26 protein-coding genes and 1 other RNA gene are annotated in these 25,109 nt (G+C 62.1%); 9 read left to right on the forward strand and 18 right to left on the reverse strand.

Translation table 11 applies throughout. The features are described 5' to 3' along the window. The first annotated feature begins 25 nt into the window (after nt 1-25). Complete coding sequence (locus AC1965_RS13550) at nt 26-226, forward strand: DUF6324 family protein (RefSeq protein ID WP_483884381.1); 201 nt, start codon at nt 26-28, stop codon at nt 224-226. A gap of 88 nt (nt 227-314) precedes the next feature. On the opposite strand, the gene AC1965_RS13555 is transcribed toward AC1965_RS13550, so the two are convergent. Further along, nucleotides 315-773 carry an MmcB family DNA repair protein gene (locus tag AC1965_RS13555; protein ID WP_483884382.1) on the reverse strand — a complete coding sequence of 153 codons (459 nt, stop codon included), beginning with the start codon at nt 771-773 and terminating at the stop codon, nt 315-317. A gap of 108 nt (nt 774-881) precedes the next feature. Between AC1965_RS13555 and AC1965_RS13560 the strand changes: the two genes are divergently transcribed. From AC1965_RS13560 to ssrS, 5 genes are all read left to right on the forward strand, one after another. Further along, on the forward strand, nt 882-2,186 hold the full coding sequence (locus AC1965_RS13560; protein ID WP_483884383.1) for a hypothetical protein: 1,305 nt from the start codon (nt 882-884) through the stop codon (nt 2,184-2,186). Continuing rightward, nucleotides 2,183-2,947: a COG3904 family protein gene (locus AC1965_RS13565; protein ID WP_483884384.1), complete on the forward strand. Its 765-nt coding sequence runs from the start codon at nt 2,183-2,185 to the stop codon at nt 2,945-2,947. Before AC1965_RS13560 ends, AC1965_RS13565 begins: the two co-directional genes overlap by 4 nt. Before the next feature lie 109 nt (nt 2,948-3,056). Then, the gene (locus AC1965_RS13570; RefSeq protein ID WP_483884385.1) at nt 3,057-3,377 is read left to right on the forward strand and encodes an ArsR/SmtB family transcription factor; all 321 of its coding nucleotides are present in this window, start codon (nt 3,057-3,059) and stop codon (nt 3,375-3,377) included. Continuing rightward, nucleotides 3,374-3,796: an SRPBCC family protein gene (locus AC1965_RS13575; RefSeq protein WP_483884386.1), complete on the forward strand. Its 423-nt coding sequence runs from the start codon at nt 3,374-3,376 to the stop codon at nt 3,794-3,796. The genes AC1965_RS13570 and AC1965_RS13575 overlap by 4 nt, the downstream gene beginning before the upstream one ends. A 41-nt stretch (nt 3,797-3,837) precedes the next feature. Beyond that, nucleotides 3,838-3,992, forward strand: a non-coding RNA gene (gene ssrS, locus AC1965_RS13580) — 6S RNA. Nucleotides 3,993-4,043: 51 nt separating this feature from the next. Here ssrS and nusB read toward each other — a convergent pair. From nusB to AC1965_RS13605, 5 genes are all read right to left on the reverse strand, one after another. Further along, the gene (gene nusB / locus AC1965_RS13585) at nt 4,044-4,520 is read right to left on the reverse strand and encodes a transcription antitermination factor NusB (RefSeq protein WP_483884387.1); all 477 of its coding nucleotides are present in this window, start codon (nt 4,518-4,520) and stop codon (nt 4,044-4,046) included. Next, nucleotides 4,517-5,068, reverse strand: a complete 552-nt coding sequence (locus AC1965_RS13590; RefSeq protein WP_483884388.1) for a 6,7-dimethyl-8-ribityllumazine synthase — start codon at nt 5,066-5,068, stop codon at nt 4,517-4,519. Before AC1965_RS13590 ends, nusB begins: the two co-directional genes overlap by 4 nt. 3 nt (nt 5,069-5,071) lie before the next feature. After that, on the reverse strand, nt 5,072-6,196 hold the full coding sequence (ribB, locus tag AC1965_RS13595; protein ID WP_483884389.1) for a 3,4-dihydroxy-2-butanone-4-phosphate synthase: 1,125 nt from the start codon (nt 6,194-6,196) through the stop codon (nt 5,072-5,074). A 135-nt stretch (nt 6,197-6,331) separates the two neighbouring features. Next, nucleotides 6,332-6,916 carry a hypothetical protein gene (locus AC1965_RS13600; RefSeq protein WP_483884390.1) on the reverse strand — a complete coding sequence of 195 codons (585 nt, stop codon included), beginning with the start codon at nt 6,914-6,916 and terminating at the stop codon, nt 6,332-6,334. Further along, nucleotides 6,913-7,506, reverse strand: a complete 594-nt coding sequence (locus AC1965_RS13605) for a riboflavin synthase (protein WP_483884391.1) — start codon at nt 7,504-7,506, stop codon at nt 6,913-6,915. Before AC1965_RS13605 ends, AC1965_RS13600 begins: the two co-directional genes overlap by 4 nt. Nucleotides 7,507-7,639: 133 nt before the next feature. Between AC1965_RS13605 and AC1965_RS13610 the strand changes: the two genes are divergently transcribed. From AC1965_RS13610 to AC1965_RS13620, 3 genes are all read left to right on the forward strand, one after another. Beyond that, the gene (locus AC1965_RS13610) at nt 7,640-8,932 is read left to right on the forward strand and encodes a capsule biosynthesis protein (protein ID WP_483884392.1); all 1,293 of its coding nucleotides are present in this window, start codon (nt 7,640-7,642) and stop codon (nt 8,930-8,932) included. Nucleotides 8,933-9,046: 114 nt separating this feature from the next. Continuing rightward, a complete protein-coding gene (locus tag AC1965_RS13615) occupies nt 9,047-10,183 on the forward strand; it encodes a polysaccharide biosynthesis/export family protein (RefSeq protein WP_483884393.1) in 1,137 nt (378 codons plus the stop codon). Nucleotides 10,184-10,276: 93 nt separating this feature from the next. Then, on the forward strand, nt 10,277-12,220 hold the full coding sequence (locus tag AC1965_RS13620) for a capsular polysaccharide biosynthesis protein (protein ID WP_483884394.1): 1,944 nt from the start codon (nt 10,277-10,279) through the stop codon (nt 12,218-12,220). 66 nt (nt 12,221-12,286) lie between these two features. Here AC1965_RS13620 and ribD read toward each other — a convergent pair whose 3' ends face one another. From ribD to AC1965_RS13680, 12 genes are all read right to left on the reverse strand, one after another. Continuing rightward, nucleotides 12,287-13,357 (reverse strand): bifunctional diaminohydroxyphosphoribosylaminopyrimidine deaminase/5-amino-6-(5-phosphoribosylamino)uracil reductase RibD, encoded by a 1,071-nt coding sequence (ribD, locus tag AC1965_RS13625; protein WP_483887048.1) that lies wholly within the window; start codon nt 13,355-13,357, stop codon nt 12,287-12,289. Between the two features lie 14 nt (nt 13,358-13,371). Beyond that, complete coding sequence (nrdR, locus tag AC1965_RS13630; protein WP_483884395.1) at nt 13,372-13,839, reverse strand: transcriptional regulator NrdR; 468 nt, start codon at nt 13,837-13,839, stop codon at nt 13,372-13,374. Between the two features lie 186 nt (nt 13,840-14,025). Next, on the reverse strand, nt 14,026-14,439 hold the full coding sequence (locus AC1965_RS13635; protein WP_483884396.1) for a secondary thiamine-phosphate synthase enzyme YjbQ: 414 nt from the start codon (nt 14,437-14,439) through the stop codon (nt 14,026-14,028). A 2-nt stretch (nt 14,440-14,441) separates the two neighbouring features. After that, nucleotides 14,442-14,840: a hypothetical protein gene (locus tag AC1965_RS13640; protein ID WP_483884397.1), complete on the reverse strand. Its 399-nt coding sequence runs from the start codon at nt 14,838-14,840 to the stop codon at nt 14,442-14,444. A gap of 16 nt (nt 14,841-14,856) precedes the next feature. Beyond that, on the reverse strand, nt 14,857-15,267 hold the full coding sequence (locus AC1965_RS13645; RefSeq protein WP_483884398.1) for a hypothetical protein: 411 nt from the start codon (nt 15,265-15,267) through the stop codon (nt 14,857-14,859). A 137-nt stretch (nt 15,268-15,404) separates the two neighbouring features. Then, nucleotides 15,405-17,387, reverse strand: coding sequence for an RNA polymerase sigma factor RpoD (gene rpoD / locus AC1965_RS13650; protein ID WP_483884399.1), 1,983 nt, complete (start codon nt 17,385-17,387; stop codon nt 15,405-15,407). Nucleotides 17,388-17,523: 136 nt separating this feature from the next. Continuing rightward, nucleotides 17,524-19,512 (reverse strand): DNA primase, encoded by a 1,989-nt coding sequence (dnaG, locus tag AC1965_RS13655; protein ID WP_483884400.1) that lies wholly within the window; start codon nt 19,510-19,512, stop codon nt 17,524-17,526. Nucleotides 19,513-19,655: 143 nt separating this feature from the next. Further along, a complete protein-coding gene (locus AC1965_RS13660) occupies nt 19,656-19,967 on the reverse strand; it encodes a hypothetical protein (protein WP_483884401.1) in 312 nt (103 codons plus the stop codon). Nucleotides 19,968-20,019: 52 nt separating this feature from the next. Then, the gene (locus AC1965_RS13665) at nt 20,020-20,562 is read right to left on the reverse strand and encodes a sarcosine oxidase subunit gamma (protein WP_483884402.1); all 543 of its coding nucleotides are present in this window, start codon (nt 20,560-20,562) and stop codon (nt 20,020-20,022) included. After that, a complete protein-coding gene (locus tag AC1965_RS13670) occupies nt 20,555-23,491 on the reverse strand; it encodes a sarcosine oxidase subunit alpha family protein (protein ID WP_483884403.1) in 2,937 nt (978 codons plus the stop codon). Before AC1965_RS13670 ends, AC1965_RS13665 begins: the two co-directional genes overlap by 8 nt. Beyond that, on the reverse strand, nt 23,488-23,760 hold the full coding sequence (locus AC1965_RS13675; RefSeq protein ID WP_483884404.1) for a sarcosine oxidase subunit delta: 273 nt from the start codon (nt 23,758-23,760) through the stop codon (nt 23,488-23,490). Before AC1965_RS13675 ends, AC1965_RS13670 begins: the two co-directional genes overlap by 4 nt. Nucleotides 23,761-23,832: 72 nt before the next feature. Next, nucleotides 23,833-25,086, reverse strand: coding sequence for a sarcosine oxidase subunit beta family protein (locus tag AC1965_RS13680; protein ID WP_483884405.1), 1,254 nt, complete (start codon nt 25,084-25,086; stop codon nt 23,833-23,835). Nucleotides 25,087-25,109 lie beyond the last annotated feature (23 nt).

A 25,109-nucleotide genomic window follows, 5' to 3' on the forward strand; every position in this document is an offset into this window, starting at 1 on the left:
CAGCCCATCACAGCGGAGAACCCCCATGGGCATCGACACCGAGCGCGACATCGAAGCAAACTTGCAAATCGGGCCAACCGACAAGGGCATGGTGCGGCTTTTCGTGGAAGGCGGCGGTGTGGAACTGCCGATGGATTTCACGCCTGACGAGGCGGTTGAGATCGCAGAGGAAATTATGGCCGCCGCGCACCGTGCGCGCAGTGGCGGTGGTGGCAACAAGCGCTAGGCAAACGCTGACGCTGCGTAAAAAGGCGGATAGTCTCAATCGCGCCGCGCACACCCGGATGTTTATCCGGCACGAAAAATAAGGGACGTCAGGACCAGCCGATATACATGTCGGGGTCGCGCAGGCGGTGCAGGCGCGCGGCGGCGTGGCGGGCGAATTTCTGGACCATCACCTTGCGACGTGCCGCAGCGAGTTTGGATTCCTCGCCCATGCGAATGATCTCTGCCCCGTAGGCATCCCCGATGATCAACCCGCTGTCGTCAGGCAACAGGTCGAGCGGAAAATCCTCGTCCACGGCCCAAAAGAACCGATCCGCCCATTCCAAGTAACCGCGCCATTTTGCATCCGACATGTAATCGGCGCGCGATGACTTGCATTCCACCACCCAGACTTCGCCTTTGGGCCCCAGCGCCATGACGTCGACCCGCAGACCGCGCGTCGGCACCAGTTCTTCGACGCAGGCAAAACCGTGGCTGGCAAGATGGCGCATCACCCCGCGCGCGAGCAGTTGGCCCGGTTGAAATTGGAGAAGGTCGGTATGGGTCATGGCGATAAATATGAACATTTCATGAACATTGACAAGAGGCCGCCCGCCTATGGTGGTAATTACGCGGCTTCCCCCTATCTTGAAGCCGGGTGAGGAAAAGGGAATCCGATGGCAAACCGTGAACCGATGACCGAAGCGCAGGCGCGCGGGGTGCGCTATGCGCGCGAACTCGAAGGCCATCTGACCTGGCTTGATACCTTTTCCGGTACGGCGCTGGGGGTGTTGGCGGTGGCATCTGGCATCTACACCTATCTGGGGGTGTCGTCCCTGCTGGATGACAATGGCGCGATGTCGGCCTTTGCCGCGATTGCCTATTCTGTGGCAGTGTCTGTCGCCATCTTTGTATTCTGGTCCTACCTTCTGCGGTTGTTCCCGGCTGTGCGCACCACGCGCGCGCGCATGGGACTGCTGGGCGCGATGGGACTGGGATCGCTGGCGATCATCGCGATGTCCAGTTGGCTGAACGCCGCGGCGCTTGCCGGGTCGGCAGCGGTAGAGCAGCATCTGGCCAAGACCGTGCAGGATTATCAGGTGTCGCTGGAACGCAGCCACGAGATCGCGCTGTCGGCACAGGGGCTGGAGCGTGATGTGGCGCGGGTGCGGCAGAGTTTTGAGGACCTGAGCGAACAGGAGGCCGCAGGCAGCCTGTCGGGCCTTGCCGGACGCGGCGCAGTGTTTCGCGTGCTGCGGCAGAAATCGGCAGAGCTGTCCGGGCTGGAGGCACAGATCGCGACACAGACGCCACTGGTCAACGACGCCTTTACCGAGGGTAACCAAATCCTCAGCCGGATGCGCGCGTTGACGGTGGAGCCGGGCCCGGTCGAGGCGCGGTCGGTTGAGTTCTCTGAACAGGCGGTGCGTCTTGCGGGGCTGATCACCCGACTGCGGCAATTGTCGGTGGCACCGCTGGTGGAGCGGGCAGCGCAGGATCTTGCGGCGTCGGTTGTCCTGCCCGAGCTTGACGGCAGCAACGCCGAGCAGCGCGGCGCGCAGGGGGCGACGATCACGTCCGTGCTGGAAGTTCTGGCGCAGCGCGCGGCCACGCTCGAACGGGCGGCGCAGGATGTGCAGTCCATGGCCCCTGCAACCGACACCACCTATACGCCGATTTCCAGCGCCGATGCGGTGATCCTTTATGCCCGAAATTTTGTACCGTCATGGGCCGGTGCCATTGCGATTGATCTGTTGCCCGCCGTGCTGGTGCTGATCCTTGCCATCACCCAGGGTGCAATCCGGTCGGGCCGCGAGGGTGCTGCGGTTGAGGACACACTGACGCTGGCGGAACTGCGCGCCGCGCTGGCGGCAATCCGCGACGTGGATGAGGCGATGCACGACAACCCGGCACGGCAGCAGCACCCGGTTCAGGCCAAGCCGGACACTGCGGCGCAGGTCACGCCGATTAAAAGCACATGAGCGACAGCGCCCCCACTGACAAGCCCCGCGCCCCGGTTGTGGGCCGCATCCTGATGGGGGTGCTGATTTTTCAACTGGGTCTTGCGGTACTGCTGTTCTGGGGCGATCTGGGAGAGGGGCTGCGCCTGCCCGGATTTGGCCCGCGTGCTCCGGAGCTGACCGAGCCGATCCGCCCCGGCGACCAGACACGCCGGTTTCGCCCCAACCGTGCGCCCAACCCCGGCCAACCGATGCCCGAAACTCCCCTGCCCGACCGCTTGGTTCTGACCCCGGTTTCAGGTGGCAAGGCGGCATTGCTGGAAGGCGCGATCATGGCGGGCGATGCGGAACGGGTCACAAAGCAGTTGCAGGCGCTTGAGCCGCAGCCCGAGCAGGTCTTGATCAATTCGCCCGGCGGATCGGTGCAGGATGCGCTGGATCTGGGCCGTCACCTGCGCGGCGCCGGGATGACAACGGCGCTGCGGGAGGGCGACATATGCTATTCCGCCTGCCCCTATCTGCTGGCCGCCGGGGTGACGCGCACGGTACCGGACAGCGCATCGGTGGGCGTGCATCAGCATTATTTCGGGGAAAGCACGATCCTGCCCGCCTTTGTCGCGGTGGAGGATATTCAGCGCGGCCAGGGGGCGGTTATGACCTACCTCGATAAGATGGGGATTGACCCGCTGGTGATGCAGCACGCGCTGGTGACACCACCGGATGAGATTTACGTGCTGCTGCCGGAGGAATTGCGGCGCTACGGGTTTATCGACAGCGAGTAACAGGTGGGCCGCCCCCGTTGAAACCAGGCGGTTCATACTTCAAGGCTTGACATGATACCTTTTGGTATCTATTTAATGGGGTACCAAAAGGTATCTCAAAGGTCTTACAATGCCCGATCTTACACAGCTTACTTTTCGCGCGCTGGCCGATCCGACACGGCGCGACATTCTGAAACTGCTCAACCAGCAGGACATGACCATCGCTGATGTTGCGGGCCGTTTCGACATGACCCGCGCGGCGGTGAAAAAGCATCTGACGATGCTCAGCGACGGCGGATTGATTACCGTTGAGGCGCGGGGCCGTGAAAAGATCAACCGTATCAACCCAAACGGTTTTGCCCCGGTGCGGGGCTGGTTCGAATATTTCGACAGCTTCTGGGACGACCGCCTCGACGCCCTCAAAACAGCCATCGAAAAGGAAACACCATGACCGCCAATACTCTGCGCAAGACCATCTACTTACAAGCAAGCCGCGAAACTGTCTGGGCGTTTCTGACCCAACCCGACAAGATCAAGATCTGGTTTCATGCCCCCAAATCCCCTCTGAAGGAAGGCTGCGACCTGGCCCTTTATGGTACCGACAGCGGCGATCAGCTGTGTTGGGGCCACGTCCGCGTGGCGCGCGCGCCGGAATATCTGGAATACACCTTTACCATCAAACCGATGGACGGCGCTGTCAGCACGGTTAAATGGTCGCTTGACGAGGTGCCGGGTGGCACACGCCTGTCGCTGGTGCACGAGGGGCTGCCCGAAGGCCAGGCGGCGTTTGGCCTAACACTTGCGCTCGACAAAGGCTGGGAGACCCACCTGGACCAAATGCGCGACCATCTGCACAAAGACCTGAACTGACCCCTTGCCGCAGGGCCCGTCTCGCCCTACCTAGGGATGGACGGGTTCTGCGCTGTTCGTGAACGTTACATTCCAGTGGCCTTAAGCAAATCCGAGGGAGCTGGCTCTGTTCGAGCTCTGGTTCGGTTATCCGGCGCCCACCTGTACATACAGGTCCTCGGGAATATAAAACAGCAACGGCAGAGGTGGTTCCCGTCACTTTCCCCCGATACGTTGCACCGGTGACGCCACTATCGTCGGCGGGGGCCTAAAACGCCTCTGGGCGCGCCTCGCGGGCCATGTGATCCAGCACTGCGTTCACAAAGCTCGACTCGCGGCCTTCGGGAAAGAAGGCGCGCGCCACTTCGACATATTCGTTAATCACCACGCGCGGCGGCGTGTCCGTGTCGCGAAATTCGGCTCCGGCGGCGCGGAACAAGGCCCGCAGTGTCGGGTCGATGCGCGCAATCGCCCATTTGGCGACGATGGCGCGATCTGCCATTTGGTCAATCGGCGCCTGATAGTTCACGGCCGTTTCCAACACATGCGAGAAGTGATCCACATCACCTTCCTGCATTTCCTCACCGTCATAGACAGCGCCAAAGCGGTGGTCGATGAATTCGTGCCGCACCTTGTCGACCGTCTGCGACGAATGTTCCATCTGGAACAGCGCCTGAACGGCATAAAGCCGCGAAGCCGATTTCATCTTGCGTTTCTGGTTGCCCGAAAGCCCGCTGGTGGTCATGTGATGTCAGATCCGTCTGTATCGCCGGCCATCAAAGTGTCCTGCCCGAATGGCTTGAACCCGATGCCCTTGCTCTGGCGGCCCCACTTACGGGCGAGTGCGATCAGATGCAAGGCCGCAGCCGCCGCTCCGCCGCCTTTGTTCTGGCCGTCCGGGTCGGCGCGCACCTCGGCCTGCTGGCGGTTTTCGACCGTCAGAATGCCGTTGCCGATGCACAGCCCCTGTAGACCGAGCAATTGCAGCGCGCGACTGCTGTCGTTGCAAACAGTCTCGTAATGCGTGGTTTCGCCCCGGATCACACATCCCAGCGCCACATAACCGTCAAAGCTGCTGCGCCGGTCGGAAATGCCGATGGCAGTGGGGATTTCCAGCGCGCCGGGCATTTCAACAACGTCATAGGCGGCACCTGCGGCCTCAAGTTCGGCCTTGGCGCCTTTCAGCAACCCGCCTGCGATGTCGGAATAATAGGGCGAGACCACGATCAGCACCTTTACCGGGGCGTCAAACGTTGGGCGCGGCAGGATGGTATGGGATTCAGAGGCAGCCATGGGTTACTCCGTCGTGATGGGCCGGGTGCCCACGATTTCCAGCGCATAGGCATCAAGACCAAGATAGCGCGTATCAGGGTTGTCAGTCAGCAGCACCAGTTTGTGCAGCCCCATCGACGACAGAATCTGCGCACCAAGACCGGTGCGTTTCACGGTGCGGGGGGCATCGTCGTCTTCTGCATCCAGCCGCAGACGGGGATAGGGATCGCGGAACAAAACAACCGCGCCGCGCCCCTCGTCCGCGATGATCTGCATCGCGCGGGGCAATTCGTCAGCCGGGCTGGGGCCAAGGCCAAGGATATCCTCCAGCGCATTGATAGCATGGGTACGGATCAGGACCGGCGCGGGTGTCGAAATATCGCCCTTGGTCAGCACGACGTGATCGGTGCCGCTGATCTGGTCGGCAAACACCCGCATCCGCCAGTCCCCGCCATAGGCCGATGTCACGGTGCGGGTGTCACGTTCCACCAGCAGGTTGTCGTGCTTGTGCCGGTAGGTGATCAAGTCGCTGATGGTCCCTATTTTCAGGCCGTGGTGGGCGGCAAATTCGACCAGATCCGGCAGGCGCGCCATCTCGCCGTCGTCTTTCATGATCTCGCAGATCACGCCCGAAGGGTGCAACCCGGCAAGGCGCGAAATATCCACCGCCGCCTCGGTATGGCCCGCGCGTACCAGCACGCCGCCATCGCGCGCGCGCAGCGGAAACACATGGCCCGGCGTGGCAATATCCGCCTGTCCGGCCTGTTCGGAAATCGCCACCGCCACGGTCAGCGCGCGATCAGCGGCAGAAATCCCGGTGCTGACCCCCTCGCGGGCCTCGATGCTGACGGTAAAGGCGGTTTCGTGCCGCGACGAATTATTGACCGCCATCATCGGCAGGCCCAGATGATCGACCCGATCAGCGGTCATCGGCAGACAGATCAGCCCGCGTCCGTGGGTTGCCATGAAATTGATTGCGGCGGCATCGGCAAACTGTGCCGGTATCACCAGATCGCCTTCGTTCTCGCGGTCCTCGTGGTCGACCAGAATGAACATGCGGCCCTGCCGCGCATCTTCGATGATATCCTCAATCGGGGAAATGGCTTTGCTGAGCCCTGTTTCGACCGGTCCGGGTTTTTCAAATTGCATCGCACGCCCTATCTATCGCTTGCCCGGCACATACCGCGCCGCGCCCCCGTTTACCAGAGCCGGCACTCGCACCATGCAGCTTCGTCTTGCCAGGTAAAATCATGCGCCGCAGCGCCCGCGCAAGACACCATCGCGTCAGGGGGCAAAATACCGCGCGGCATCGACATAGCCCGCAGCACGCGCCGCACCGTGCCATTCGCGTTCCAGGGCCGTGTCGCCCACGATCAAGACCTGATCTGACAGCAGTTTCTGACCGGTGATCACCCCGCCCAGATGATCGCGCATCTCGGCCCAAGTTTGGGTAAATTTGGGCGCTGGGGCGGCCATGTCCAGCACCGGGTTCGCCGCCGCCACCGCCCCCGCAGCCAGCGGGGCATGGACCAGCGCCAGCCGCTTCGCACCAGAAATCGCCTGAACGGCCTCGGCCCGGTCCAACGGCATCTGCGGCGCATCTGCACGCATCACCCGCAGCGCGTTGGATGAAAACAATATACCCATGATATCGCGCCCCGAGGCTTTGCGCACCGTCGCATAGGTCGCATAGTCCAGCCCCAGCGCGCGGGCGCGGGCGACGTGCATCTTGACCACCATCAGGGGGATGGTGTTTGGCATCGCCTCCTTGCGGGCCTGTTGCCACTGGAAACTGCGAAACTTATGGCCGCGTTCCATGTTGGGGCCTTGGTTATGACCGATGCCCGCAATAGTGGCGGCATTGCTCATGACATCTCACCCAGGCGCGCGACATACCGGGCCAGCGTGTCAATCTCCAGGTTCACCGGATCGCCGACCTTGGCATCACCCCAAGTTGTGACCTCTTTGGTATGCGGAATGAAATTAATGCCGAAATCACAGTCATTTACCTCGTTGACTGTCAAGGAAGTGCCGTTCAGCGCCACCGATCCCTTCTGCGCGATAAAACGCGCCAATTCCAGCGGGGCACGTAGGGTCACGCGGGTGCTGTCGCCTTCGTCCCGCATCGCGATGATCTCGGCCACGCCGTCGACATGGCCAGACACGATATGCCCGCCCAGTTCATCCCCCACCTTGAGCGCGCGCTCAAGGTTCAGCCGTCGGCCCACCGCCCAGCGATTGCGCCCGATGTTGGTCTTTTCGACGGTTTCGGCGCTGATCTGCACCTCGTACCAGTCCGCCCCCAGCCCCACGACCGTCAGGCAAACCCCATCACTGGCAATTGACGCGCCCATGTCGATGCCGCTGGTGTCATACCCTGTCTGGATACGCGCGCGCAGATCGCCTTCCTGCTCCAGCTTGGTCACAATGCCAATATCGGTGATGATCCCGGTGAACATGAGGCCGCACTCCTTTGGTGTTTCGATGCAGTGGTAAACCCGCAATCAGATGCAGGCAAGTGGCCGCCATGCCACATTATCGCCTATATTCTGTGGTGAATTGTGACTGTTCTGCACTACAACAGGAACCACAATGACCGCTGCCGCCCCCCAAACCAGAAGCTTCCTGTTCCTACAGGGGCCGCATGGACCGTTCTTTAACCGTCTGGGAAAAATGCTGCGCCTTGCCGGTGCGGATGTCTGGCGCGTCGGGTTCAATGCGGGCGACCGTGCGTTCTGGTTTCATCCGCGCAGCTATATCCCCTTTCGGGGTCACGCCGCGGACTGGCCGTCGACATTCGCGGGCCTACTGGACGAAAAACAGGTCACCGACATCGTGCTTTACGGCGATACACGCCCGATCCACGCGCAGGCGGTGGCCGAGGCGAAACGCCGTGGCATCACCGTTCATGTCTTTGAAGAAGGCTATATGAGGCCCTATTGGGTCACCTATGAACGCGGCGGATCAAACGGACATTCGCGCCTGATGGACATGACGATCGCACAGATGCAGACAGCGCTGGCGCGGTCGGACATGGAGGCCCCCCTGCCCCCCGGTCACTGGGGCGACATGCGCCACCATATTTTTTACGGCGCGCTTTATCATTGGTTCGTGATGTTCCGAAATGGCGACTACCGCAATTTCCGCCCGCACCGCAGCCTGCCGGTGACCACGGAATTTCGGCTGTACCTCAAACGTCTGCTGTTGATGCCGGTGCTGGCGGCAGACCGGCTGTTGGCGACGTTACGCATCCGAATGGGGGGTTTTCCCTATCATCTGGCCTTGCTGCAACTGGAGCATGATGCCTCGTTCCAGATGCATTCGCCCTTTGATACGATGGCGGATTTTCTTGAAGTGGTGATTGACGGGTTCGCCAAGGGCGCACCGCAGCATCATCATCTGGTGATCAAGGCGCACCCGCTCGAGGATGGCCGCGTGCCGGTGCGCCGCGACGTGAAACGCCTGGCGCGGCACTACGGCGTGTCTGACCGTGTGCATTTCGTGCGCGGTGGCAAACTGGCCCAGCTTCTCAATGACACACGGACCGCCGTGACAGTGAATTCAACCGCAGGTCAGCAAGTGCTGTGGCGCGGAATTCCGCTTAAGGTGTTTGGCCGCGCGGTCTATGCCCAGCCCGAATTTGTATCCGACCAACCACTGGCCGAATTTTTCGCCGCGGCGAGCCGTCCCGATAACCGCGCCTACAAGGACTACCGCCGCTATCTGCTTGAAACGTCGCAAATTCCCGGCGGTTTTTATGCCGCACGCGGGCGCCGCCAGTTGCTGCGTCAGGTCGTGGATATGATGCTGGCCCCCGAAGACCCCTATGATGCGTTGGAACAAGGCACCGCGGCCCCACGGCAACAGTTGCGCGTCGTCACCTGAGTTAAGCCCTTCCTGCCTGTAGCTTTTTTGTAAAAGCTGCGCTAACGTGCGGTCAATTACGTCAAAATAATTGGCGAATTCGAGGCAGAATAATCAGGTCGAGGAGACCGGGCAGTGAAATCCGTATCTTTCCGGTGGGCGCGTCCCATCGCAGTTCTGGCGGCTTTGGCCGTTGTTTCGTCTTGTGGATTGCCACAGGTGGGGCCAAACAAACGGCAAATTTACGCAGGCTCCGTCCAGAAAGAAGGCGATGCGTTCATCGTTGAGGTCAATGACCGCGTGACGCGCGCGACCGCCGTGACCGAGGCCTTGGGCTTCTCTGAAAGTTTTAAGAACGCTGCGCGCTTGGGCTCTGATACGATCCAGCCTGGTGATATCCTTGGCATTACCGTCTATGAAAACGTCGATGATCCGCTCTTGGGCGTCGAAGGAGCACCTGCGACCACCCTCGAAGAAGTGCAGGTCGATGGTGCCGGTTTCATCTTTATCCCCTATGCTGGACGGATCAAGGCAGCAGGCAATTCGCCCGAAGCGATCCGCCGCATCATCACCGCCAAGCTGGGCGAACAGACCCCTGACCCGCAGATCGAAGTGCGCCGGGCAGCGGGCGACGGATCGACCGTGTCGTTGATCGGGTCGGTCGGGGCGCAGGGTGTCTATGCGATTGAACGCCCCACGCGCACACTGGGCACCATGCTGGCGCGTGCCGGTGGCGTGACGATTGTGCCGGAAATTGCCCAAGTGACCGTGATCCGGGGCAACCAGCGCGGCAAGATCTGGTTCCAGGACCTTTATAACCATCCAGAGCTCGACATCGCCCTGCGCGCCGGTGACCGTATTCTGGTCGAGGAAGATACCCGTTCGTTCACTGCCCTTGGCGCCACCGGGGGCCAGGCACAGGTGCCTTTTGAATCGCAAAACCTGTCCCTGCTCGAAGGCATTGCGCAGGTTGGCGGGCTGAGTGCCGCGTCGGCCGATCCCACCGGGGTCTTTGTGTTCCGCAATGAACCTGTCGAAGTGGCGGCACAGGTGCTGGGCCGCAATGATCTGCAAGGCACACAGCGCATGGTCTATGTGCTGGACCTGACCAAACCCAATGGCATGTTCATGGCCCGTGATTTTGTGATCCGCGACGATGACACCATCTATGTCACTGAAGCGCCGTTCACACAGTGGAGCAAGGTGATCGCTGCCATCACAGGCACAGCCGGTTCGGCCAGCAGCCTGGCATCGATAACCGGCAGCGAATGACACCCCCCGGTGGCTTTCGAAGCTGACCCATATCAATCCCCCGCCGCCGGTTCTGCAAGGAACCGGCGGCTTTTTATCTATAACGGCGGGTTTTTGACCCAGGCCCGCGTGCGGCGCATCATGGCATTGGCGGGCTATTCCCTGCGGCTCGGCCTGCCGGGGGTTGACGATGCGGTGGCCGTCTGGGGCAATTCGCCCACGGCGCACCGGGGCCTAAGCATTGCAAAGCGGCGCGGGGTGCCGGTGGTACGTGTCGAAGATGCCTGGTTGCGGTCGCTGCATCCGGGCCGGGCCGGAGAACCGCCGCTGGGCCTGCTGATCGACCACCGCGGCGCGCATTTCGACCCGACGCAGCCCTCGGATCTGGAAATGCTGCTGACCGAACATCCCTTGGACAACACCGCCCTGCTGAACGCGGCTCGCGGCGGCATGGCGCGGATCGCCGAAGATCACCTGACGAAATACAGCGCCTTTGACCCTTCTGCCCCCCTGCCCGCCCCCGGCTATGTGCTGGTGATCGACCAGACCCGTGGCGATGCATCGGTTATTGCATCGGGTGCTGATCGGGGCCGGTTTCTGGAAATGCTGGTCTTTGCGCAGGAAGAGCACCCCGGCGCCCGCGTCATCATCAAGACCCATCCCGAAACCGCGCAGGGGTTCCGGGCGGGGTATTTCGGACCTGAGGATGAAAACGACCGCATCAGCCTGCTGGGCGATGCCGTAAGCCCACAGGCGCTGTTCGAAGGGGCGGTGGGCGTTTATACTGTGTCGTCGCAATTGGGGTTTGAGGCGATATTTGCGGGTCATAAGCCACGGGTCTTTGGCAAACCCTTCTATGCGGGATGGGGATTGACCACCGACGAATTCCCGGTGCAACGCCGCCAGCGCGTGCTGACCCGCGCGCAGCTGTTTGCAGCGGCGATGATCCTCTATCCGAAATGGTATGACCCCCATCACGACCGCCTGTGCGACCTCGACATTGCCATCAACGCCTTTGCCGCCCAGACCCGCGCCTGGCGCGAAGACCGGCACGGCTGGGACGCGCATGGCATGCGCCTGTGGAAACGCCGCCCCCTGCAGCAGTTCTTTGGCGGGGTCAAACCGATGCGGTTTATAGGCGACGGCGCTAAGGCAGCGCCCTCGGCGCGGCGGCAGATGATCTGGGCCAGCAAGGCGACCGAGGCGCATGACGGTGCACTGCGGGTCGAGGACGGGTTTGTGCGGTCGCGCGGGCTGGGGGCGGAACTGGTGCCGCCGCTGTCGCTGGTGTGCGATGATCTGGGCATTTACTACGATCCGTCTCGCCCCAGCCGATTGGAGAAATGGATCGAAAAACGTAGCCGTCTGCGGCCTGACCAGCGCGCGCGGGCGCAAAATCTGATCGCGGCGCTGACGGATGCGGGGCTGAGCAAGTATAATCTGGGCGGCGCGAAAACAAAGCTGCCGCCGGGGCGGCGTATCCTGGTGCCGGGGCAAGTGGAAGATGACGCGTCGATCCTGACCGGCACGGACATCGTGCGCAGCAACGCCGCATTGCTGGCCACTGCGCGCGCGGGAAACGAGGATGCCGTGATCGTCTACAAACCGCACCCGGATGTCGAAGCGGGGCTGCGCAGCGGCGTGGTCGAGGCCCCGGATGCGGATGTTGTGGTGCACAAGGCGGACCCGGTGGCGTTGCTGGCGCAGGTCGATGTGGTTTGGACGATGACGTCGCTCATGGGGTTCGAGGCACTGCTGCGCGGGGTGCCGGTTGTCACCTTGGGCGCGCCCTTTTATGCGGGCTGGGGACTGACCGAAGACCGGGGCGACGTGCCACCCCGCCGCCGCGCCGAGGTCACGCTTGAGGGGTTGGTCCATGCTGCGCTGATTGATTATCCGCGCTATTTGGACCCCAAGACCGGTCTGCCCTGCGCCGTCGAGGTTGTCGTGGCGCGGCTGGCGGCGGGGGATTTGCCGCAGGTGCGACTGGGCAATCGGCTGCTGTCAAAGCTACAGGGGCTGTTGGCGAGCCAGGCGCATATGTGGCGCGGGCGGTAGGCGCCGGGGCTCTGCCCCGGACCCCGAGGGTATTTTTGACCCGAAAAAGCTGAAGTGTGTGTTGGGCTAGCCGCGTGTCCAGATGTGTAGCAGGTCGGGGCCGATTTGCTGACTGGACTGAAGGGCGTAGCGCGGTGCCGCTGACAGGCGCGCCAACCCCATGGCGCCGATGCCTGGCAGGCCTTCAGCGCCGATGATAACCCCAGCAGTGAAACCGACCAGTTGATCCACCAGATCGGCCTCAATCAGCGAGGCGGCCAAGGCGCTGCCGCCTTCGCAGAAGATGCGGGTCAGGCCGTGGGTGCCGAGCTGGTGCAGGACGTCGTTTGCATCAAGCTGGCCGTTGCGCGCGCCACAGGCCAGCAGAGTGGCACCCAAATCGGACCATATGCGCATCAGTGCCGCGTCAGCATCATGGCCGTGGCACAGGATCAGCGGCACCTGTGCTGCACTGCGTGCCAGTTGGCCCATCAGCGGCAGGTCAAGCCTGCGCGAGGCGACCACGCGGGCAGGTTGATGGCCCACACCGAGATCGCGCACCGTCAGGCTGGGGTCATCCTTGCGCGCCGTGCCGCCCCCGACCATGACGGCATCATGGCGGCTGCGCATGGCGTGGGTCAGGCGGCGCGCGGGGCCATCGGTGATCCATTGGCTTTCGCCAGTGCCGGTGGCGATCCGCCCGTCAAAGGAATTGGCCAGCTTGAGCGTCAGCATCGGGCGGCCAAGGTCGGTACGACAGAAAAACCCGGCGTGATCGGCGCGGGCCTCGTCCTCCTGCACACCGACATCGACGCAGATGCCTGCAGCGCGCAGCATCGCGATGCCACGTCCGTTTACCCGCGCGTCATCGTCGCCTGTCGCCACGACCACTCGGGCCACACCCGCGTCGATCAGGGCCTGGGCGCAGGGGGGAGTCTTGCCGTGATGGGCGCAGGGTTCGAGCGTGACATATACGGTGGCACCGCGTGCCGCCGCACCGGCCTGTGCCAAGGCTTCTGTCTCAGCATGGGGGCGGCCCGCCGGCTGTGTCCAACCGCGCCCGATGATCCGACCCTCGCGCACAATGATGCAGCCCACGGCAGGATTGGGCCAGACCCGGCCCTGTCCACGCCGGCCCAAGCTGAGGGCCAGCGCCATGAAACGTGTGTCGTTCACTCTTCCGGCAGGGCGTCGGGACGCAGTTCCTGCACGAATTTGTCGAAATCGTCCGCCGCTTGGAAGTTCTTGTAAACCGACGCAAAGCGCACATAGGCCACCGTGTCGATCCGCGCCAGCGCCTCCATCACGATCTCGCCGATCTGTTTGGAGCCAATGTCGGTCTCGCCCATGCTTTCAAGACGGCGCACGATGCCACTGATCATCTGATCAATGCGTTCAGGATCAATGGGGCGTTTCTGCATGGAGATACGGATCGAGCGTTCCAGCTTGTCGCGGTCAAAATCTTCGCGTTTGCCCGAGGTCTTGATCACCACGAGATCGCGCAGTTGAACACGTTCGTAGGTCGTGAACCGTCCGCCGCAGGCGGGACAAAAGCGGCGGCGGCGGATGGATACGTGATCCTCTGCCGGGCGGCTGTCTTTTACTTGAGTGTCGATATTTCCGCAAAACGGGCAGCGCATGGGCCGTCCCCCCTTATTATCCTGCCTCACTTGTGGGGCAATTCGCCCTCTTGCCTACAGTTATATGTGACCCGCGAGGTTTTGGGTAGTGGCGAATTTCAGCGCTACATCTTGCGGTGCGGATTGTGGCAGGAACCCAACGGTATTGCGCGACGCCGGGCGGCGATGGCTACCGGGGACCGGGGCCTATCGCGAAAAATGCGCCGCTATTTGCCGGGTGTGCGGCGCATCGCGGTGTTCAAAGAGGTAGATGCCCTGCCAGGTGCCCAGCATCATGCGCCCTGCGGTAACGGGGATGCTCAACGTGACGGGCAGCATGGCGGCTTTGATATGGGCGGGCATATCGTCGGGACCTTCCATGACATGCCGCAGGTAGGCCATTTGCGGCGCATCGGCGGGTGGCACCAGACGCGCGAAATAGGCCAGCAAATCGCGTTGCACATCAGGATCGGCATTTTCCTGGATCAAAAGTGAGGCCGAGGTATGACGCACCATCAGTGTCAACAGACCGTTGCCTTGCCCGGCAAGCCACCGCGCGACATCCGTCGTGAATTCGTAGAGCGCCTGACCCTTGGTCTGGACGGTGAAACAGGTCTGCATCCTTAGCTGCCGACCCCGCGCGCGTCACGGCAAAACCCCAAGGCGTGATCGACCGAGAGCGACGACCCGGCGCGTGCCAGCGATGCGCCAACAAGAAACACCGGCGCAGGGTCTAACCCTGCGGCATCAGTTGTAAACAGGACCGGGGCGCGCTGGCCCAGCCCCGGTGTGCGGGCCACGGCCACATAAAGACGCTGATACCCTGCGGCCCCCAGCACGTCGCGGGCATAATCTGCGGCGGCGCACCACATCCCACGTGCGCCCTGCCCGGCATCGCCGATGACCAATATACCGCCGGGTGCCGCGTCGACACGTACGCCGTTGTCAGCCTCAAACGCCTGAGCAGCAGGCGCCAACGTCAAAGCCGTGCTGAGCATGGTGAAGGAGACTAATCGTAACATTGCGCACCTCATGCGGCTAAAGATCGTTCAGTTCGATCAGGTAATCCTTGCAGAACTGGCGGGCGTGGTGGCTGGGCAGGTTTTCCCCGGCCCGGCGCACGGTAACAGAATAGGACTGGGCCGCCACGCCGTCGACCCGGCCCGGATCGGTGGTGAACACAACGCCCTTGGTGCCAACACCGCTGACAGATGGGCCGCGCGGGGATTTAACATAGAGCCGCTGATCACGGGGCAAGCCGAGCCGCGTCTGAGCGAAGCTGGCAGCGGCGCACCAGATGCCGCGCGCGCCTTCGCCGTGGTCCTCGATCACTTCGAAATCACTGGTGTTCAGCGGAACAACGATCAGCCAGTTTTCGGCTTGGTAGGCCTGGGCCGCGACAGTGGCAGGCACGAGGCAACAGCACAGGGCATACAGGAACGGGCGCATGGCAAGACCTCTCTTTGGGATACACCATATCTAGGGTGGACCGCGCGAAGATCAAAATCACAGATGCGTTGAACCTCGTGCGGGGCAGAGGATCAAGATTGCGGCGGCGCGGCCCAAGGGCGCGCCGCCGCGAAAGTTTACTGGTCCAAGAACGAGCGCAGCTTGCGCGACCGGCTGGGGTGCTTGAGCTTGCGCAGGGCCTTGGCTTCGATCTGGCGGATACGTTCGCGCGTCACGCTGAACTGCTGCCCCACCTCTTCGAGAGTGTGATCGGTGTTCATGCCGATACCAAAGCGCATCCGCAAAACACGTTCCTCGCGCGGTGTCAGCGACGAAAGCACGCGTGTCGTGGTTTCCTTCAGGTTTTCCTGAATGGCGGAATCCAGTGGCAGGACGGCGTTCTTGTCCTCGATGAAATCGCCAAGCTGGCTGTCTTCTTCGTCGCCGATTGGCGTTTCGAGAGAGATCGGCTCTTTGGCGATCTTCATCACCTTGCGAACCTTCTCCAAAGGCATTTGCAGCTTTTCAGCCAATTCCTCTGGTGTTGGTTCGCGGCCAATTTCGTGCAGCATCTGGCGACCGGTGCGGACCAGTTTGTTGATCGTTTCGATCATATGCACCGGAATACGGATGGTGCGCGCCTGATCGGCGATCGACCGGGTGATTGCCTGACGGATCCACCATGTCGCATAGGTCGAGAATTTGTAGCCGCGGCGGTATTCGAATTTGTCCACGGCCTTCATCAGGCCGATGTTGCCTTCCTGAATGAGATCAAGGAACTGCAGGCCGCGATTTGTGTACTTCTTGGCGATCGAAATGACGAGACGCAGGTTCGCTTCGACCATCTCCTTCTTGGCCTGACGGGCTTCTTTTTCGCCCTTCTGGACCTGCTGCACGATGCGCCGGAATTCCGAAATGTCGAGGCCGACATACTGACCAACCTGCGCCATGTCGGTGCGCAGCTCGTCCACCTTCTCGGCGGAGCGTTCGATGAACATCTGCCAGCCGCGACCGGACTTTTCGGCCATCCGCTCCATCCAGTTGGGGTCCAGCTCGTAGCCGCGGTATTCGTCGACGAATTCCTTGCGGTTGATGCGCGCCTGATCGGCCAGTTTTACCATGGCTGAATCGATCTGCATGATCCGGCGGTTGATGCCGTAAAGCTGGTCAATCAGTGCTTCGATACGGTTGTTGTGCAGGTGCAGTTCATTCACCAGCAGCACAATTTCCGAGCGCAGCTTCTGGTAGGTTTCTTCCTGCTTCTTCGAGAAGGAGCCATCTTCGTTCAGCGTCGCAGAGATGCGGCTGTCCTGCATCTCGCTCAGCTTGATATAGTCGTCGGCAATGATATCGAGCGCTTCGAGCACCTGCGGCTTCAGCGCCGCTTCCATCGCCGCCAGGCTCATGTTGGCCTGTTCGTCTTCATCCTCGTCGTCATCGGTGGCAATTGGGTTGCCGTCTGCGTCCAGTTCGGTCTTGTCACTATCGGCCTTCGCCTCAGTGGTGACGCCGGGCGTGACAACGGGTGTGGTTTCCTCATCCTCGCCCATCTGGGTGCCAAAGGTGGCTTCCAGATCAATAACGTCGCGCAGCAGAATGTCCTCTGACAGCAGTTCGTCACGCCAGATGGTGATCGCCTGAAAGGTCAGCGGGCTTTCGCACAGGCCCGCGATCATCGTGTTGCGGCCGGCCTCGATGCGCTTGGCGATGGCAATTTCGCCCTCGCGGGACAGCAGTTCGACACTGCCCATCTCGCGCAGGTACATGCGCACCGGGTCGTCGGTCCGGTCCAGCTTTTCAGAGGTGCCCGACGATAGGGTGACATCGCGGGTGGAATCCGTGGTCGTCAGATCGGTGGAGCCTTTGGCCTCTTCCTCTTCTGCGTCCTCGTCTTCGATGATGTTGATGCCCATCTCAGACAGCATCGACATCACATCTTCGATCTGTTCCGAGCCGACCTGATCGGGCGGCAGCACCGTGTTTAACTGGCCATAGGTAATATAGCCCTTCTCACGCGCCTCGCCGATCATCTTTTTGACGGCGGCTTGGCTCATGTCGAGCGAATGACCGGAGTCCTGATCGTCAGTCTTAGCATCTTCGTTTGTATCTTTGGCGGCCATATCGTGCTCCTCCAGCGCGTCAGCGCGAATCACCCACAGGTGATTCGGTTTTCCGAATCATGCGGGGTTCCGGGTGATTCTTAAAGCCGATACCCTGCTTTTTCCTAAAGTCCTGCGAAAAGGTCACGCTGAAAGCTCAGCTGCGGCCCTTTGGCTTTTCATATTTGATCGTTCCCAGCAGCGTATCCAGAGCGCTGCGTTCCGTGCGGTTCATGCGCGCGCCATTGTCGCCCACTTCGTATTCTGCCTTGTCTTCCTGGCCTGTACGGCTGGCCCTGTCTGCGGCGCGCGCCGCTTCTGTCAGTCGCCATGTCACGCCTTCGTCCGCTGCCCCGCTCAAATCCTCGGCGGCTTCCGCGATCTCGGCGTGCAAGCCGCGCAGGGATTCCAGCTTGGCCAATTCCTCGGCCACGGTCATCCGGGCCATGTCGATGTCGTCAGGGTTGCGAATGCAGGGCGTAATGGCAACGTGGCGCTGCGCCATCAAGATTTCAAGGGCGTCCGGCCCCAGAGCGTTCGAAATTTGGTCGCGGATCACCTCGGGCCCGGCGTGGCCGTGGCGCAGCATGACGTCGCGCAGGCGGGCGTGGTCGGGATTGCTACATTCCATCGCCTCAAGCCCCGCCTCAAACGCTTCGATCAGACTTGGGCAATTCGACAGAACCGCCAAGATCACCGCTTCGCGCAGGTGTTCGGGCGTCTGATCGTCAGCCGCTATGCCCAGCGCCGATGCCTTGGTGCTGGCGAGCGTCGATTGCGCCGCACTCCAATCGCCGCCCTTGCCCTTGCCGCGCCCTTTACCGCCGCCGCCGGGCTGAAACGCCGCGCGTTGCGGTTTTTGCGGCCGGAACAACTGCCAGCGCAGGTCTTTGATCTCTTGCCCATAGTGGCTGCGGATCGACGGATCGCGGATCAGCTTGATCTTTTCACGCAGTGATTTGTCCAGTGCCGCCTTGCGTTCGGGGCTGTCAAACACCCGACCTTCGGTTTCGCGCTGCCACAGCAGCTGCACCATGGGCAGCGCCGCATCCAGCAGCTTTTGCAGCGCGCCGGCACCCTGAGCGCGCAGCAGATCGTCCGGGTCCAGTCCTTCGGGCATCACGGCAAAGCGCAACGACTGCCCGGCCTCAAGCAGCGGTAGCGCCAGATCAATCAGCCGCAGTGCCGCGCGTTGACCCGCCGTGTCACCGTCCAGCGTGATGATCGGTTCGGGTGCGATGCGCCACAACATCTGCAACTGGTTTTCGGTGATGGCGGTACCCAGCGGGGCGACGGCAGCGTGAAACCCGGCCCCATGCAGGGCAATCACGTCCATATACCCTTCGGCCACGATCAGCGGCTGGCCCCGGCCCGCCGCCGCACGGGCGTCTTTCACATTATAAAGGCTGCGGCCCTTGTCGAACAATTCAGTCTCAGGCGAATTGAGGTATTTCGCCTTATCGTCCGGGTCCATCGCACGGCCACCAAAAGCGATGGCGCGCCCACGCGCATCGCGTATCGGATACATGATGCGCCCGCGAAACGTGTCATAGGGTTTGCTGCCTTTGTTGGATGGTTTGGCCAATCCGGCGCCCAAAATCAGCTCATCCGCCACGCCCTTGGATTTGAGCGCGTCCCACAGCCCCTGCCATGTGTCGGGGGCAAAGCCGATTTCCCAATGCGCCTGCGCCTGCTCTGACAGGCCGCGCCGCGCTAGATACTCGCGCGCCTGTGTCGCAGCACCGGTGCCCAGTTGCAGGCGGAACCACTGCACCGCCTGTTCCATCACCTCGGCCAGTTGCGTGCGTTTGTCAGCCTTCGCCTGAGAGCGGGGGTCTTGTTTTGGCACCGGCATCCCGGCTTCGCGGGCCAGTATCTCAACCGCTTCCATGAAGCTGACGTTTTCCGTCTCGCGGATGAAACTGATGGCGTCGCCCTTGGCGTGGCAGCCAAAGCAGTAATAAAACCCCTTGCGGTCATCGACGTGAAAGCTGGCAGATTTTTCCTGATGGAACGGGCACGGCGCCCACATGTCGCCCTTGCCCTGGTTGGACTTGCGCGCATCCCACACGACCTTGCGCCCCACCACCTGAGACAGGCTGGCGCGGTCACGCAGTTCTTCCAGAAATCCAGGGGGCAGGCTCATGGTTCTATATATTGGGCGCACCGGATCAGAGTCCAGTGCGCACGCCCTGCTTCACTTCGCAAAATAAATCTCCGGGGGGACGGGCCGCAGCGCCGCGTCGGGGGCAACGCCCCCTGCCCCGGTCGGTCGTCAGGCGCCAGCGGCTATTGCGCCAGACACATCTCATTCCATGCCGCCGCCAGATCCTGTTCTTTCACGTCGCGCATTTTCATCTCATAAACCCAAGGGGTGACAAGCGGAATCGCGGTATTGAAATTTTCAGGCCACGTGGCTTGGGCGGTAACGATTTTGGTCACCTCGCGTTCCTTCACCCGGTCCAGCCGCGCTTGACGCACGGCCGCCACCACGGCGGCCTGATGGCCACAGCTGACTTCCTTTTTCGAGGCCGCCAGCGCCGGGCCCGTCACCGCCATGCTGGTTGCGGCCAGCAGCGCCGCGCAAATTGTCGTCTTCATAAGATCGCTCCATCTGGTCAATACACACGAGGATTCGGGCCCCCGCAGCAATCTAGCCGCGCGATGCGACCGCTGCCATAGCCTGTTTCACATCATGCACCAAACTGCCAATCATCGACCGGAACACTAGGATGAGGAACGCATCCGCCCCAGTGCGCGTGATCGAGGCCGCCATATGTTGCACCTGACAGCGCGCGGTTTGGCCAGTCTTGAACGTCGCCGGGCGCAGGTCCAGCGGCACCAGCCGCGCCAGCACATCGACCGATGCTGCCCCGCTCAGGCTGACGGCGGCCCAGCCGTCAGAAACATCGACCACCGCCCCATGATCAGCCAGAGCAGCCGCGGGCTGCGGCCCGATCAACAGTGCCTCGTCGCGGCCAAACCAGATGCAGCGGGTGCCGTCCTTGGCCGTGCTGCGCCCCGGTTTGGGCAGCGCCACACCCTGCGCGGATTGCAGCGCGTCAGACAGGGCCGCTTCATCGCCAAAAGGTGACAGCGACGTCAGCGTGCCGGGATCAACCGCCTCAAGCGCTGCCTTGCCGATGCGCAGCGGCAACAGATCATTCGCGGGGAATTTAGCGAGTAAGTCAGCCACGTGTGCGCCCTCCTTCGGGATCAACAAAGACAGGCGGGCAAATCTCGACCTCGGCCTCAAGCCTGCGCAGATGATCGACCATGCGCATCACCTCGCCATATCGCGCCGGGCCGCGCTGGACAAAGCCCAGCCCGATATAGGTTCCCACATCGGGCGAGAACCCGACCGACGTAACATAGCCCTGATTATTCTCGCGCACCGCCTCGGCGCCGGCATCAAACAGATGCGCCCCAGCGCTAAGCAGTTTGACCGCGCCCACAGGTTTCAGCCCGACCAGCCGCTCGCGCTCGGGGTCCATCAGGCCGGGCCGCTCAGACATCGTTTTGCCGATGCAATCTTTCTTGTCCGACACCATCCGCCCCATGCCAATGTCAAACGCCGTGGTGCGGCCGTGGATTTCGGAATGGGTGATATGGCCCTTTTCGATGCGCAGCACATTCAGCGCCTCCATGCCATAAGCACCGCCGCCCATGGCGTCGGCCCGGCCCACCAAAACCTCGAACAGATGCGCGCCGAAACGTGCAGGCACGGCAATTTCATAGGCATGTTCCCCCGAGAAGGAGATGCGGAACAACCGCCCCTTTACCCCCATCACCGTCACATCCCCACAGGCCATAAAGGGCCAGCTTTCGTTGTCGATCTTTTGATCCAGCAGCCCGTTGATCAGATCACGCGCCTGCGGCCCCGCCACCGCGAACTGCGCCCAGTGTTCGGTGACCGAGGTAAAGCGGACCTTCCATTCGGGGTGCAGACATTGCGTCACAAACTCCAGATGTCGCATCACCGCACCAGCAGCGGCGGTGGTTGTGGTCATCAGGTAATGCTGTTCGGCCAGCCGCGCGCAGGTGCCGTCGTCCATCACATGCCCGTCCTCGCGCAGCATCAGACCATAGCGCACGCGTCCGACCATCAGTGTGCTGAACGCGTTGGTATAGACAAAATCCAGCAGCTTGGCCGCATCCGGCCCTTGAATGTCGATCTTGCCCAGTGTGGACACATCGCAGACACCCACGGTGCGGCGCACATAGCCAACCTCGCGGTCACAAGACTGCCGCCATGTCTTTTCATTGCCACGCGGGAAATAACTGGGGCGATACCACAGTCCCGCCTCGATCATCGGGGCGTTCATGGCAAGGCTGGCCGCATGGCTGGTGGTAAACCGCTCGGGCGCAAAGCCCTTGCCCTGCGCCCCCGCCCCCATCGCTGCAATGGCAATAGGCGAATAGGGTGGGCGAAAGGTGGTCGTGCCAGTTTCGGGAATGCCGCGCCCGGTGGCATCGGCCAGAACCGCCAGAGCCCCGATGTTCGAGGTCTTGCCCTGATCCGTGGCCATCCCTTGCGTGGTATAACGCTTCATGTGCTCGACCGAGCGAAAGTTCTCCACCGCCGCTTGTTTCACATCCTTGACGCAGACATCGTTTTGGAAATCGAGCCAGGCACGCCCCTTGCCCGCCACCGCCCAAAGGGGTGACAGGGCATAGGGCGTATCCTCGGCCTGCGGCAGATCGACCGCCACCGCCTTGCGCCCCAGCACCTGCAATGCCTGCGTCGCGGCCTCTACCCCGGCGGCAAGGCATCCGTGGGTCGAAAAGGCACCGTTACAGGCACCCGCAGCGATCATGTTAGGCACAGCGCCGGGCGTTGGCACGAAGGCCTGAATGTCGGGGTTCCAACTGGGCCGCGCGTTCATATGGCAGGTCAGATGTACCGACGGATTCCAGCCGCCCGACATCGCCAGACAGTCGGTCTGGATGGCATGTTCACCGCTGGAGGTCCGAATGGTGATCGCCTCAAGTTCCTTGCGTCCGGCGGAGTTGCACACCTGCGCGCCCGAATAGACGGGGAATTCCGCCCCCTCAAACGTCACGCCCGCGCGGCTGTCGATCAGCGCCGTCACATGTACGCCCGCCGCCATCAGATCACGCGCCGTGCGGTGGGCGTCATCGTTGTTGCCAAATACGGTGATCTGTTTGCCGGGGCTTACCCCCCAGCGGTTCAAATAGGCCCGCACGGCACCGGCTGTCATGATGCCGGGGCGGTCGTTGTTCTGAAACGCCACCGGCCGCTCAACTGCCCCTGCCGCGAGCACCGATTGCCTTGCGGCGATGCGCCAAAAACACTCCAGCGGGGCGCCGCCGCCGCGCCGCGCGCGATGCTGGTTCACCCGTTCCAACGCGCCAAACATGCCGCCATCATAGGCCCCGGTTACCGTGGTGCGCGGCATCAGGCGCACGTTGTCCATCGCCGCCAGCTCCGCCACGACACCTGCCGCCCAGGCATGGCCGGGCTGATGCCCGATGCTGCCGCTTTCGGCGTTCAGCCGTCCGCCCATCAGCGCATCCTCATCCGCGAGGATCACATCGGCCCCGGCCCGCGCTGCCGTCAGCGCCGCCATCAGCCCCGTAGGCCCGGCCCCGATCACCAGTAGATCACAATAGGCATAGGCCTTTTCGTAGACATCCGCGTTCGCATGCCCGCTGAGCGCCCCGAGCCCCGCCGCACGGCGGATGATCGGCTCATAGACCGTCTCCCAGAACTTTCTGGGCCACATGAAGGTCTTGTAATAAAATCCCGCCCCCAAAAACGGTGCCGCCAGATCGTTCACCGCCATCACGTCAAAGCCAAGGCTGGGCCAGGCGTTCTGGCTGCGCACGTGCAACCCGTCGTAGACCTCTTGCATGGTAGCGCGCACGTTTGGCTCGGCACTTGCCCCGGTGCCGGTTGTGACCAGCGCATTGGGTTCTTCGCTGCCCGCGCTCAACACACCGCGCGGGCGGTGATACTTGAACGAGCGCCCCATCAGTTTCACCTCGTTGGCAAGCAGTGCTGAGGCCACGGTGTCCCCCGCAAAACCGCTAAACGAATGTCCGTCGAACCGAAAGCTGACCGGCGCACTGCGGTCGATCAGACCCTTGCCTGCGACCCTCATGCCATCGCCCTTTTCACATCTGCGGCCAATTCGACGCTAACGACATCGTGGCTGACTGTGTTGCGCGTCACCACAAGCCAGGCGCCACAGCCGCCCTCGTGATGCCACAGGTCCCGCGTTTCTCCCGCCGGGTTGTCGCGCAGGTGCACATAGTCTTCCCACGGGCCATCCCCGGCATCGGCATCAGGCCGTGCCAGCGCCACCGCCGCGCCCTGATAGTAAAACTCGCGCCGGTCACGCGATCCACAGATCGGACAGTCAATGCGCATTGCACACCCCCAAAAAGGCCGAAACCCCCTGTTTCACCTTGCCAAATAAACGCGTGTCCAGCATCGCCACCCTCAATGTAGGTTGTGCTGAGACCCGGTGGCCTCTTCATCCATCAGCCCATACCCGGTGCGAAACCGGTCCAGACGGAACTTGGCCGCAGGTTCGTGATGGGTCTCCGTTGCCATCAGATGCGCAAAGCTGAACCCGGACCCCGGCACCGCCTTGAAGCCGCCGTAACACCAGCCGCAGTCGATGAACAAACCCTTGGTATCTGTCTTGTCGATGATTGGGCTGCCGTCGGGTGTCATGTCCATGATCCCGCCCCAGGATCGCAGCACCTTGGCCTTGCCGATCATCGGCATCAGGGTCATGCCCGCCTCCATCACATGTTCCATCATCGGCATGTTACCGCGCTGCGCATAGGAGGCATAGAAATCCAGATCGCCGCCAAAAACCAAACCGCCCTTGTCTGACTGGCTGATGTAGAAATGGCCCATGCCGAAACTGACCACATGGTCGATCACGGGCTTTAACCCCTCAGTCACGAAAGCCTGCAAGACATGACTTTCAATCGGCAGACGCATCCCGGCCATCGCCGCCACCTGCCCCGAGCGGCCCGCGACCACGATACCCACCTTCTTGGCCCGGATCGCACCGCGTGTGGTCTGCACACCGCGCACCTGCCCGTTTTCGATGTCGATGCCCGTAACCTCACACTGCTGGATCAGATCAACCCCACGCTGATCAGCTCCGCGGGCATAGCCCCATGCCACCGCATCATGGCGCGCCGTGCCGCCGCGCTTGTGCAGCAGACCGCCGTAGATTGGAAAGCGCGTGTTGTCGAAATCGAGATAGGGCAGATACTTGCGCACGCCCTCCCGGTCCAGCAATTCGGCATCGTCGCCCTGATTGATCATCGCATTGCCGCGCCGGGCAAAGGCATCGCGTTGGCCATCGGAATGGAACAGGTTGATCAACCCGCGCTGCGAATGCATCACATTATAGTTCAGGTCATCTTCCAGACCTTCCCACAGCTTCAGCGAATGACTGTAGAACTCTGAATTGCCCGGAAGAATGTAGTTTGCCCGCACAATCGTGGTGTTGCGCCCTACGTTTCCGCCACCCAGATAGCCCTTTTCCAGCACAGCGATGTTCGTCATGCCGTGGTTTTTGGCGAGGTAATAGGCGGTAGACAACCCGTGCCCGCCGCCGCCGATGATCACGGCGTCATATTCCGCCTTGGGTTCGGGATCGCGCCAATGCGGCCCCCAACCCTTGTTGCCGGTCAACCCTTCGCGCAACACCCGCAACCCTGAAAACCGCATCCCTCACCCCTCTCAGCAGACCT

It is taken from the genome of Sulfitobacter sp. KMM 9851, from assembly GCF_057178245.1.